This is a genomic window from Pseudomonas sp. CFBP 8771, from assembly GCF_014841695.1.
In the GTDB taxonomy this organism is placed as follows: Bacteria; Pseudomonadota; Gammaproteobacteria; order Pseudomonadales; family Pseudomonadaceae; genus Aquipseudomonas; species Aquipseudomonas baltica.
Map to the genome: position 1 here is coordinate 119,617 of NZ_JACYUJ010000003.1, position 12,065 is coordinate 131,681.

The window sequence follows — 12,065 nt, forward strand, 5'->3', positions numbered from 1 at the left end:
AGGACTCAAGAGCCGGGACGACGAACGATTCGCGACGAGCCGGGTGGGGGCTCGTTCAACACCGCCCAGAAAATACCCAGGTCGGAGATGGCAGACACGAATTCCTTGAATTCGACCGGCTTGACCACGTAAGCGTTCACTCCAAGTGAGTAAGCCCGTTCAAGATCCGGTTCTTCCCTGGATGAGGTCAGCATGACCGTGGGAATACTGCGCAACTGTTCGGTTTCGCGGACCACCTTGAGCACTTCCAGCCCGTCGACCTTTGGCAGCTTGAGATCCAGCAGCAGCACCGCCGGGTTGCCCGCGTCACGCGCCGCATGACTGCCGCGGCGCAGCAGGTAGTCCAGCGCTTCGGCACCGTCACGCATGACGATGACTTCGTTCGCCAGTTGGCTGCGCTCCAGCGCCACCAGTGTCAGCTCCAGGTCTTTGGGATTGTCCTCGACCAGAAGAATAGGTTTGAGCATCGCTTACCTCGGTAGATTCGTGCCGGCGGAATGTGTACGTCGCGGCAACGCCATGTAGAAAGTGGCGCCCTGATCCAGGGCGCCTTCGGCCCACACCCGGCCGTCGTGTCGTTCGATGATGCGGCGCACGCTGGCCAGGCCAATCCCGGTCCCTTCGAACTCTTCCATGCGGTGCAGGCGCTGGAACACCCCGAACAGCTTGCCGGCGTAGGCCATGTCGAAGCCCACGCCATTGTCACGCACGAAAATGATCGTCTCGGCGTCCTGCTGGTAGGCGCCGACTTCGATCACCGCATGCTCGCGGGTGCGGCTGTACTTGATGGCATTGGACAACAGGTTGCGCAGCGCCAGGTGCACGAACGCGGCGTCGGCCACCAGGCGCGGCAGTGCCGCCACCTGCCATTGCAGATCGCGACCTTCGTAATCGGGCTGCATCTCCAGGCGGATGGACTCGACCAGCGCGTTGAGGTCGACGTCGGTGAAACGCAGGGCCGAACGGCCCATCTGGGAAAAGCTCAGCAGGTTGTCGACCAGGGTGCCGGCAAACCGCGCCGACTCGCCGATGTGTTCGAGAAAACGCAAGCCTCGCTCGGACAGCTTCGGGCCTTCGAAATCGGCCAGCAATTCGGCGTAGCCGGCAATGTGGCGCAACGGTGCACGCAGATCATGGGACACGCTGTACGAGAACGCCTCGAGCTCCTTGTTGGATTTCTTCAGTTCACCCGCCAACTGCGCCAGTTCCTCGGCCTTGCGCAGGACGATGCCGAGCACGGCAGTGCGCAGTTCGTGAACGCCTTCGATCTCGAGTGCGTCCCAGGGGCTTGAGAAGCCGCTGACTTCCTGCTTCCAGCTATCGAAGCTGGCGCGTGGATTGAGCACACCGGCACTGTCCAGGCTTTTTTCTGCCCGCCCTGCCCAAGTCACCGTGTGCGATTGCTCCGGCTTGAACCAGATCAAATAGTGGGAATGAATCTCGGAAATCGCCACGGCCAGCACACCGCCGCAGTAACGCGCCAGTTCGGGCAGCTCGGGCAGGTCCCGACCGACGTTGTCGCTGTGAAATATTTCCTGCCCGCCGCGCTCGGCCAGCCACACTGCCAGCGCATCGACCAACGCCTGCGGAGGTGTGTCACCCAGCAACTCGCAGCGAGCCTCGGCGATGATCGCCGCACCGCTGGCGCGGACGAAGCCCAGAAAGGTCTCGGGCAGCGTCAGCAGGCCGGCACGCACGCTGTCGCTGTCGGCCATGGCGGAAAGCAGCTGGACGATCTGCCGACGCAGTTCGAGCATGCGCTCATGCTGCGCATGGATGGCTTTGGTTTCGATCTGCAGCGACAGGACGCTGCCCAGCAGCTCACAGGCGGTACGGGTCTGAAAACCGACCGCATGAGGCTGGTCGTGGTGACAGGAGATCAGACCCCAGAGCCGACCGTCGACCACGATGGAAATCGACATCGACGCCATCGTCTGCATGTTGCGCATGTACTGCACGTGCACGGGTGAAACGCTGCGCAGTGCTGCATGACTGAGGTCCAACGGCTCGCCGTTCAGGGGGTTGTTGGCCGGAATCAGCGGCGATGCCTGGTAGTTGGCATCTTCGATCACCCGGATGCGGTTGATGCAGTACAACTCCCTGGCCTGACGCGGAATATCGGACGCCGGGAAGCACAGCCCGAGGTAGCTGGGGTAGCCCTCGTCCCGTGCCTCGGCCAGCACGGTGCCGTTGCCGGCCTCGTCGAAACTGTAGGCCTTGACCCGGCCGAAGCCGGTGACGCGTTTTACCTCGACCACCGAGCGCTCGCACAACTCGAGAACGTCCTGGGCGTTGTGCAACTGGCCAATGAACGTCCGCACCATAGGGTACAGGGCGCCATAGGCATGGGCCTCATCGGCAGCGGGCTCGAACTCGGCGACGATCACCCCGTCGACGCGGTGCACCATCATCGCCGTGGCAATCTGGCGACGGCTGCCCTGGGCGAAGCGCACATCGGCGAAATGAAATGGCTGCTGTTCTTCCCCGGACCAGGCGGCCAGGCGCGCCGACAGTGCCGCACCTCGCTCGATCAGGTCGGCGACCGGCGTTTCCAGCAGGTGCGCAGGCTCGAGCTGCAGCCAATGGCGGACGTTGTCGCTGACCTGCAGCACACGCTGGGCGGCGGCGTCGAGCACCAGCATGAAACCCTGCGGCTGGATGCTGCCCGGCGTACGTATGGGCTCGCTCGCGCACTGCTCGATGGCAGCGGCGAGCAGGACCGAAGTCTCGCGTGATGTCACAGTGGATCTCCTGGCGGCCTATCAGCGCGGCGCTGCAAGCCATTGCATGGTCGCCAACCGTGGCATGTGAAAAACTTACAATCGGCTACCACCTTAGCAAATTAGGACGCGCCATGTAGGCTTTACGTTCATTAATGGCAAATTGATTTTAGCCACTGCGGGTGCATGTTTTGCAGGCCGCGCCATCGAACCATTAGCGCATGACATTTCTCAGCCTAATCAGTATGATGCGCGACTATGCGAGGTTGGCGAAATTGGTAGACGCATCAGACTTAAAATCTGACGACCTTTGGTTGTGCGGGTTCGATTCCCGCACCTCGCACCATCTCGATTTCTCCCCCCTCTTCCCAATCTTCGGGAACTCCTGCCCTCTCAGCTTGCCGACTTCCTATACGCCACGCATTTCGCCTGGTGACACAAGGAGGCCCGACCCATGCCTGATGCTCAGGGAAAAATTCGTTACGCCGTGGTTGCCGGTGGCTGGATTTCGCAAGGTGCGTTCATGCCCGGTGTGGACCAGACCAGCAATTCGGTGATGACTGCACTGGTAACCGGCGACCCGATCAAGGCCGATGAACTGGCCGCAATGTATGACCTCAAGAGTTATAGCTACGAGCAGTTTCCCGAACTGCTGGCGTCGGGCGAGATCGATGCGATCTACCTGGCCACGCCCAACTTCCGTCATCGCGAATTCGCCGTCCCGGCGCTGGAAGCCGGTATTCACGTGCTGCTGGAAAAACCCATGGCCGCCAGCGAGGAAGACTGCTTGGCAATCAATGCGGCTGCCGAGCGTGGCAACGCCAAGCTGATGATCGCCTACCGTCTGCATTGCGAGCCGGGCACCGTGGACATGGTCCAGCGCGTGCGCCGCGGCGATATCGGTGAGCCACGGCTGTTTACCGCCACCTTCACGCAACATACCGATGCCGAGAACCACCGGATGAAAAGCGGCTTCTGGGCGGGCCCAGCGGCGGACATGGGGCCCTACCCGCTCAATGCCGTGCGCAACCTGTTCGGCGGCGAGCCGCTGGAAGTGCATGCCGTTGGTGCGCAAACACCCGGACGGCCGATCAACACGCCAGACACCGTCAGTGTGACTCTGCGGTTCTCCGAGCAGCGTCAGGCTACGTTCACCGTCAGCTACAGCCTGCCGGCAACCGAGCGGTTCCAGTTGATCGGTACCAAGGGGGAGTTCGAGGCATCGCCTTGCTTCGGTTTCGGTGAAGGCGTCGCCATTGCCTATCGCGCGATCATCGACGGCGAAACGCAGGCTCATACCTTCCCGGTGGTCGATCAGTTCGGCGGCGAGACGGAGTACTTCTCTCAATGCATTCTCGAAGACCGCCAGCCTGAAGCGGACGGTGACGAGGGTTGGCGTGACGTGCGGGTACTGGCCGCGATCGAGCGCTCGCTGCAGACCGGCGAGATACAGAAGCTCGAGCCGCTGGCTCCGCGCCAGGGTATTCAAGCCGATCAGGCACGATCGCTGACCTTGGCCAAGGTGCCGCCGTACGTCAATACCACTGAACCCAACGACTGAGCAGTGCGCCGATCTGCCTGAATGACCGCAGCGCCTGCTTCGCGGCCGATGACCGCTCCTACGAAGATTGGGGTTCCCCAGTAGGAGCGGTCCGTGGCCGCGAAACGGTGGCTGCGGTCTGTGGGCTGTACCGGGTCCTCTTTTCACAGCCGATAACCGCCCGAAAAGAGGAACCACAATCCCTGTAGGAGCGGTCCGTGGCCGCGAAGGGCGCGCTGCGGTGTGGCGGGTGCACTACGGGTTCAGCAGCGGCTCAGCAGGGTCGTTGCCAGGCGTTTGGCCTGCGCCGCGACGTCGGTCACAGCGGTACTCTCCCACCACATCCCCCGCAACGGCGGGCCCATGGCGAACAGTCGCTCGGCGACCAGCCCTTGGGCGTCCACGACAGCACCATCGACGTCAGCCTCTATGCCCAGGGCCAAGGGCCCCGGCCGGATCAAGCCACGCGCCAGAAGCTGGCGCGGCAACGGCTTGTCGACCCGCCGCCAGTCATATTCGATACCACTGGAATTGATCAACGCATCCCCGTGCAGCTGCACCGAGGCAGATTCGCCCCGCCGGCGGATGGTCAGGGTCGTGCCGTCGGCGCGCTGATAGCTGGCCGCCTGAAGGGTCAGCCGCCCCTCGCGTATCAGCCTCTGCACCAGCGCGTCGCTGGGCGGCGGTGACCGATGGTGGTGGCTTTCCCACCAGGGCCGTACATGGCGTACGAACTGGCGTTTCTGGCGTTCGCTGGCCTGGCTCCAGAGCCGGGCGATATGCGCACGCACGGTGTCCAGCGGCGCCTGCCAGTCGACACCTTGCTGCAGCGCCTGGCGGCATTGCTTGCGTACCTCGGCCATGAGCTGGCGCGGGCTGCGCACATCGTCGGCCGCCGCCAGGAAATCCGGCCAGCTCGGCGGCTGGCGACGAACATGAGGCCACAGACCGTGCCGCGAAATCACCGTGATCGGCCCGCGATGGCCGGCCTGGTCGAGCGAGACCACGGCATCGACCATGGTCAGTCCCGAGCCGATGATCAACACCCGGGCCTGACGGTCAAGGCCACGCATGGCCTGCACGTCCCACGGGTCGACCGCCCCAGCGTTCAGCCCACCCGGCGCCTTCAAGGCGGTGCGCGCGGCGGGAAACATGCCCGTGGCCAGCACCGCCTGCCGCCCGTACCACACTTGGCCGTTGTCCAGGGTGATCTCGACCTGCTCGGCATGGGTGTGCAGATCGATCGCCTGCGCGCGCACATGCTCTGCCGTGGCCCCGTACCGGGCACCCGCTGCACGTGCCTCGGCCAGGCGTTGCTGGGCATAGAGCCCGAAGATGCCGCGCGGCGGGAACAGCTCCGCCACCGGCAGCGACTGCTCGGCCGACTGCGGCCACCCGCCGTCGTCGATGAACCGGGTCAGCCATTCGGTCAGGTCGTCGGCGTTGTCGGGGTCGACGCTCATGCGCGCCGCATTGCCATTGAGGGTGTGCCCCAACTCGGTGGCACTGTAAGCCTCACCTCGGCCGAGCTCGGGGCGCGGCTCGATGATGACGATCCGCCGTGGGTGAGGTTGCCTGAGCAACTGCACCGCCAGCAGGGTCCCGCTCAAGCCGCCACCGATGATCACTACATCGGCGTGCCTGGATACAACATCGGTCATGGGTAAGTTCTCAAGGACGATGGCGCCGATCATACGTCATGCAAGGCACCCGGCCGCTGCGACGCCGCCACGATGCCCCGGCAAGCCGCCAGATCCAGATCGTGCAGTGCTGCGGGCCGGGCGAAGTAATAGCCCTGGGCCTGGGAAGCACCCATCTCGCGCAACAACTGCAGGGTGGCAAGGTCCTCCACCCCTTCGGCGACAACCGTCAGCCCGAGCGATTCGGCCATGCGCACGATGGCACGGACGATGGCCCGGCTGCGCGCGCTGCTGGTCAATTCGAGAATGAACGACTTGTCGATCTTCAACCCGTTGAATTGGTATTGGTGAACGTAGCTGAGCGATGAAAAACCGGCTCCGAAATCATCGAGCACCACGCTCATGCCGTGCTCGGCCAGCTGCTGCATGGTCCGCTGCGCCATGGCCGGCTCGGCCACCAGCGCGCCCTCGGTGAGTTCCAGGCAGATTCGCGACGCCGCTACGTGGTGCCGCGCGAGCACGGCCAGCACTTCGTCGGCGAACCCGCTGCGGGTAATGCTGTAGCTGGAGCAGTTCACGTGCACCGGCGGCCAGTCTGCGTGCGCCGGCTGGGCGAGAATCTCCGCTACGCAGGTCAGCATGTAGAGGTCGAGGCGGCCGATCAGCCGCAGGCCTTCGAGCGCGGGCAGGAAATGCCCGGGGGCGACGATGCGCCCGTCCGGCTGGTGCCAGCGGATCAAGGCCTCCAGCGCCCGCACCTCGCCGGTCTGTACGTCGACGATGGGCTGGAAATAGGGCAGCAGTTCGTCGCTGCGCTTGAGCGCATTGCGCAACGCGCCCTCCTGTTCGACCTGGTCGGAGACTTCGCGGCGCAATGCCTGGTTGAACACTGCATAGCTGTCGCGACCGGCATTCTTGACCCGGTACATCGCCTTGTCGGCGTCACGCAGCAAGTCGGCCGTCTCGCTGTGGAACTGGCTGTCGGCGCCGACGATGCCGATGCTGCACGAGGAAAACACCTCGTGGGCATTGATGAAAAAGGGCCGATCGAACGCCACCAGAATGCGCTCGGCAATTTCCACGGCAGCTTCCAGGTTCGAATCCGGCGCCAGCACGGCGAACTCGTCGCCGCCCAGGCGGGCCAGCAGGTCATCCTCACGCAGGCAACTGCGCAGGCGCGCACCGGCTTCCCTGAGCAACTGGTCGCCGAAGTGATGACCAAAACTGTCGTTGACCATCTTGAAACGGTCCAGATCGATGAACATCACCACCAGTTCGCGGCCATCGGTGCAGTACTGGTCCCAGGCCAGGGCCAGACGCTGCTGCAGGTGAATGCGATTGGGCAGCCCGGTCAGTGCGTCGTGGGCGTTTTCGTACTGCAGCTTGGCGTTGGCATGGTCAAGCTCGCGGGTTCGACTCTGCACCCGCGCTTCCAGCCGCAGGTTGGCTTCGTAGATGGCTTCGGCAGCGCTGCGGCGCGACAGCGCGGTGTCGATGTGGCGCGAGACGAAGGTCAGCAGGTCCTGGTCGCGCAGGGTGTAGTGCACGTCACTGGCGTAGCTCTGCACCACCAGTACGCCGCGCACGCGATCATCGTCGAACAGCGGAACACCGAGCCAGGATTGCGAGCGGACCAGCTCGCGGCTGTCTTCGATTTCACCCTGGATCATCAGACGCGTCGCGGCGTCGAAGTCGATCAGGCAGGCGCAGCGCTGGCGAATCACGTACTCGGTCAGGCCACGCCGCCCCCGGCGCGGCTGCGGGCGGCCAGTGAGCTGCTCATCGACATAGTAAGGAAAGCTGACTTCGCCGCTTTCGCCGTCGAAGATCGCGATGTAGAAGTTGCGTGCGTACAGGAGGTCGCCGACGATCACGTGCAGGCTGTGATAGAGGCCGTCGATTTCGCCTGGCTTGCTCGACAGCTCGGCAATCTGGAACAGCGCGACCTGCAGGTGCTCTGCGCGCTTGCGCTCGGAGACTTCCAGGCGCAGCGCGGCATTGAGCTGGGACAATTCCTGGGTACGCCGCGACACCGTTTCTTCCAGGTCGGCACGATGCAGAATCCGATCCAGAGCCATGGCAACGTGCCGGGCGACCACCAGGAACAGGGCACGGTCTTCCGCGCTGTAGGCCCGTTCGACGTCGTAGACCTGCATGGCGATCATGCCGAACACTTCATCGCGGGCGTTCTTGAGCGGCGAACCCATCCAGAATTCGGGGATGTGCCCCACGCAGTGGAAACGCCCCTGCCGCCCTGCCAGGGCGATACCCTTGGCGTCGATCAGCAGGGGCTGGCCGCTGGTCAGTACCTGGCCGGTCAGCGACAGATGTTCGGGGGTCAGGTACTCGTAGTTTTCCGCTTCCAGCGCTTCGACGTCGATGACGTCCACGTAGTAGGGGTAGGTGATCTTGCCGCTTTGCGCATCGTAGAGCGCCAGGTAGAAGTTCTCTGCATCGATCAGGCTCGCCAGGAGCTTGTGTACACCCACCAGGAAAATCCCGCGGTCGCGGGTCGAGCTGGCCAGGTAGGTGATTTCGTAAAGTACGCGTTGAGTGATCTGCGCGCGGGCCAGAGCGTCGGTCTGCACCTGGCGACCGATGGCAGCGGCCAGGTCGGCGAGGGCCCCGTCGTGGGTGACGTGCACAGGGGCCATCAGCCAGCCGAGTACCCCTTCGCCCTGCCCAGTCGGCCACAGCTGGAGGCTGCAGCTTTCGCAGAAACGCTGCAGTTCGTGGTTGGCCAGCACCAGGGGCCAGTGTCGCTGCAGGTCGCCCTGGCCTTCGAGATGCAGCTGTTCGCCCGCCCGATACCACGCCCACGCAGTGCTGTGGGGCCATTCACGGGCCTGCTGCAGAATCGCTTCCAGCGATGCTGCCTCGAGCATGGGCGTAGAGCCCTTGCCGAACTCGGCAAAGGTCGGGGAATCGGAACTCATAGACGCTCCATGCCAGAAAACCAACGGCGTACATCTTCGAGCCTATGGCCATCTAATGGCAAGCCCCACGAACGGCGCTGACGTTTACGGCAAACCTTTGTGTCGCAAACCCCTTGTCCCGCCACAAGCGACACAACATCGACGCTCTGCTGGCGGATCCGCAGGAGCGGCCCGTGGCCCCGAACCAGGCGCCGCGGTGTGGCGGGTACACGGCGGCGATTCTTTCGCGGCCGATGACCGCTCCTACCGGAGGGGGTCGGGTTTACAGGCCGCCGCCGACGTCCAGCAGGGCGCCGGTGGTGTAGCTGGCCTGATCGCTCACCAACCACATGATCGCCTGGGCAATCTCATCCGGCTGGCCACCGCGGCCCATGGGCACGGCGCCTTCCTTGCGCGTAACCCGGCCCGGTTCACCGCACAGGGCATGGAAATCGGTGAAGATCATTCCGGGACGAACCGCATTGACCCGTATGCCCTCGCCGGCCACCTCCTTGGCCAACCCGATGGTGAAGCTATCGATAGCCCCCTTGGACGCCGCGTAGTCGATGTACTCGTCCGCGGAACCCAGCCGAGCGGCGATCGACGACACGTTGACGATCACCCCACCCTGGCCGCCATGCCGCCGCGACATCCGCCCTACCGCATGCTTGGCGCACAGCATGGGGCCGACTACGTTGGTCGTCATCAACCCGAGCAGGCGCTGCTCGGACATCTCGTCCAACCGCGCCCTGGGGCCGTTGGTGGCCGCGTTGTTGACCAGCGCAGTGACCCGGCCCAACTCGGCATCAACCTGGCTGAACAAACGGAACACACCCTCTTCGCGGCTGACGTCGGCACGCACCGCGATGGCCTGCACGCCCAGCGCCCGCACTTGCTGCAGCACATCCATGGCCGCTGCGTCGTCACTGCGATAGTTGATGCACACACGATAGCCCTGGCTTGCCGCAAGCAGCGCGGTCGCAGCGCCGATACCTCGGCTGCCACCTGTGATGACAATGACTTTTTCCATGAAATACGTAGCCTCCAAAGACGGATTCAGGCGCGGCTGGCGCTCTTGACCTGCCTGGCCGCCTGAATGTCGTGCATGAAACGCTCGGCCGGAAGCGGATGGCCAAGCAGATAGCCCTGCAGGGAATCACAGCCCAGGCGGGTCAGGAACTGCTGTTGATTGCTGGTTTCCACCCCTTCGGCCACGATCCGCAGGCCCAGCGCCCGACCTAGCGCGACGATCGCCGACACGATGGCGGCGTCGTCGCTGTCCTGCTCCAGGTCACGGACGAAACCGCGGTCGATCTTCAGCTCGTTGGCCGGCAGCCGCTTGAGGTACATGAGGCTCGAATAACCCGTGCCGAAATCGTCGATGGACAGATCGACACCCATGTCCGAAAGCTGCTGCAGCACGTTCATGCTGGCGTCGGCGTCGCTCATCGCCGTGGTTTCGGTGATTTCCAGGGTCAGGTTGGCCGCGTCGAGCCCGTGCCGATCCAGGGTGCTGGCCACCCCGCGGACCAGGCCGGCATGGCCGAACTGCAGGGCGGAAAGATTGACCGCGATGCGCCAGTGCCCGAAGCCCTGGTCGACCCACTCGCGCATCTGCCGACAGGCCTCGTCGAGCACCCAGCTGCCAATGTCGATGATCAGCCCGGTTTTCTCCGCAAGGTCGATGAAGGCGGCAGGCGCCAGCAGGCCCATTCGCGGGTGCTGCCAACGCAGCAGCGCTTCGGCGCCGATCGGCTCGCCGCTGCGGGCACCGAACTTGGGCTGGTAGAACAGACGCAACTGCTGCTCGGTGACTGCCATGCGCAGTTCCTGCAGCAGCTGCAGTTGCTTGCGGGCATTGGTGTTCATCGAGCTTTCGAAAAAGCTGTAGCCGTTCTTGCCGATGCTCTTGGCGTGGTACATGGCCGCGTCGGCATTCATCAGCAACTCGTTCTGATCGACGCCGTTGCCTGGGTACAGGGCAATACCGATGCTCGCTGAAATCTGCAATGTGTGCCCTGCCACCTCGAAAGACTGACCGATAAGATGCACCTGCTGCGCGGCGATACCCTTGGCATAGGCCGGCTCTTCCAGGCTGACGAGCAGGACGAACTCGTCGCCGCCGATCCGCGCCAGGGTGTCCTGACCATGCAGACCGCCGCGCAGACGCGAGCCCACGGCACGCAGCAACTGGTCGCCCATGTGATGGCCGAAGGCGTCGTTGACGGGCTTGAAGCCATCCAGATCGATGAACATCACCGCCAGGTAGCCGCCGACGGCATCGACCTGGCTGATCGCCTGGCCAATGCGGTCGGCCAGCAGTATGCGGTTGGGCAACCCGGTCAGGTTGTCGTGCAGGGCCAGTTGCGTCAGCTCCTGGTTGGCCAGGGTCAGCGAGTTGGCCAGCGCCGAGGTACGCGACTCCATGCGCGCATCCAGTACCGACGTCAACAGGGTCATACCCAGCACCGCCAGGGTGGTCACCAGCACCAGATAGTCGAGGCCGTCGCCGGTCAAGCCGTTCAGGGCCCCGCCGCAGACGCTGCCCGCCGGGAATTCGGCGGCAGCCATGCCGGTGTAGTGCATGCCGACGATGGCGATGCCCATCACCACCGAGGCTCCAGCACGGGCCACGCGTACATTGGGACGATTGCGGCGCAGGCGGAAGGCGATCCACAACGCGGCACCGGAAGCCCCTGCGGCAATCGCCAGCGACGCAACGAACAGCACAGGGTCGTAGACGATGCCTGGCTGCATCTGCAGCGCCGCCATGCCGGTGTAGTGCATGCTGCTGATACCGGCGCCCATGATCAGCGCGCCGACGGCCAGTTGCGGCCCCGGCAGCTGCGGCTGGCTGACCAGCCACAGGGCAAAGCCGGAACTGAGCACGGCAATGAGCAGCGAAGCTGCCGTGAGGCTGAGGTCGTAGCCCAACTGGATCGGCAGTTCGAAAGCGAGCATGCCGATGAAATGCATCGACCACACGCCGATGCCCATGGCCAGCGCCCCGCCGCTCATCCACAGGTACACAGCCCGGCCCTGCGCCGTGGCAATACGCCCGACCAGATCAAGCGCGGTGTACGACGCCAGAATGGCAACACACAGCGATACGACGACAAGAGCGGAAGAATAAGTACCAATTAGCATCGATATCTCGACAAGGCCGTGCGGGGTTTCAAAGGGTGACGTGACTCTGCGCAGCCATCCTGTAGCAGCGGCGCAAGCCGCGTCACGAACGCCACGCTGAATC

Annotated in this window: 7 protein-coding genes and 1 tRNA gene; 2 read left to right on the top strand and 6 right to left on the bottom strand. The window is 64.1% G+C overall.

Going from position 1 to position 12,065, the window contains the following annotated elements; translation table 11 throughout:
- Positions 1-5: 5 nt before the first annotated feature.
- Positions 6-467 (bottom strand): response regulator, encoded by a 462-nt coding sequence (locus IFT80_RS08155; RefSeq protein WP_122477893.1) that lies wholly within the window; start codon positions 465-467, stop codon positions 6-8.
- 3 nt (positions 468-470) lie between these two features.
- Entirely contained in the window at positions 471-2,741 is a 2,271-nt protein-coding gene (locus IFT80_RS08160) for an ATP-binding protein (RefSeq protein WP_192137241.1), read from the bottom strand.
- Positions 2,742-2,980: 239 nt separating this feature from the next.
- Between IFT80_RS08160 and IFT80_RS08165 the strand changes: the two genes are divergently transcribed.
- Positions 2,981-3,066 (top strand) — tRNA-Leu (locus IFT80_RS08165).
- Between the two features lie 108 nt (positions 3,067-3,174).
- Positions 3,175-4,281, top strand: coding sequence for a Gfo/Idh/MocA family protein (locus IFT80_RS08170; RefSeq protein ID WP_192137243.1), 1,107 nt, complete (start codon positions 3,175-3,177; stop codon positions 4,279-4,281).
- A gap of 242 nt (positions 4,282-4,523) precedes the next feature.
- Here IFT80_RS08170 and IFT80_RS08175 read toward each other — a convergent pair whose 3' ends face one another.
- The 4 genes from IFT80_RS08175 to IFT80_RS08190 all read right to left on the bottom strand — a co-directional run bounded on the left by IFT80_RS08175 (position 4,524) and on the right by IFT80_RS08190 (position 11,962).
- Positions 4,524-5,921 (bottom strand): FAD/NAD(P)-binding protein, encoded by a 1,398-nt coding sequence (locus IFT80_RS08175; protein WP_192137245.1) that lies wholly within the window; start codon positions 5,919-5,921, stop codon positions 4,524-4,526.
- A gap of 29 nt (positions 5,922-5,950) precedes the next feature.
- Entirely contained in the window at positions 5,951-8,785 is a 2,835-nt protein-coding gene (locus IFT80_RS08180) for a bifunctional diguanylate cyclase/phosphodiesterase (RefSeq protein ID WP_244647982.1), read from the bottom strand.
- Positions 8,786-9,098: 313 nt separating this feature from the next.
- A complete protein-coding gene (locus tag IFT80_RS08185; protein WP_192137247.1) occupies positions 9,099-9,845 on the bottom strand; it encodes an SDR family oxidoreductase in 747 nt (248 codons plus the stop codon).
- A 26-nt stretch (positions 9,846-9,871) separates the two neighbouring features.
- A complete protein-coding gene (locus IFT80_RS08190; RefSeq protein ID WP_122477884.1) occupies positions 9,872-11,962 on the bottom strand; it encodes a putative bifunctional diguanylate cyclase/phosphodiesterase in 2,091 nt (696 codons plus the stop codon).
- Positions 11,963-12,065: the final 103 nt, after the last annotated feature.

What these genes read in the sequence shown, in the direction of transcription:
- IFT80_RS08170 (WP_192137243.1), top strand. Translation starts at nt 3,175, where the DNA reads ATGCCTGATGCTCAGGGAAAAATTCGTTACGCCGTGGTTGCCGGTGGC.
- IFT80_RS08185 (WP_192137247.1), bottom strand. Translation starts at nt 9,845, where the DNA reads ATGGAAAAAGTCATTGTCATCACAGGTGGCAGCCGAGGTATCGGCGCT.
- IFT80_RS08190 (WP_122477884.1), bottom strand. Translation starts at nt 11,962, where the DNA reads ATGCTAATTGGTACTTATTCTTCCGCTCTTGTCGTCGTATCGCTGTGT.
- IFT80_RS08155 (WP_122477893.1), bottom strand. Translation starts at nt 467, where the DNA reads ATGCTCAAACCTATTCTTCTGGTCGAGGACAATCCCAAAGACCTGGAG.
- IFT80_RS08180 (WP_244647982.1), bottom strand. Translation starts at nt 8,785, where the DNA reads ATGCTCGAGGCAGCATCGCTGGAAGCGATTCTGCAGCAGGCCCGTGAA.
- IFT80_RS08175 (WP_192137245.1), bottom strand. Translation starts at nt 5,921, where the DNA reads ATGACCGATGTTGTATCCAGGCACGCCGATGTAGTGATCATCGGTGGC.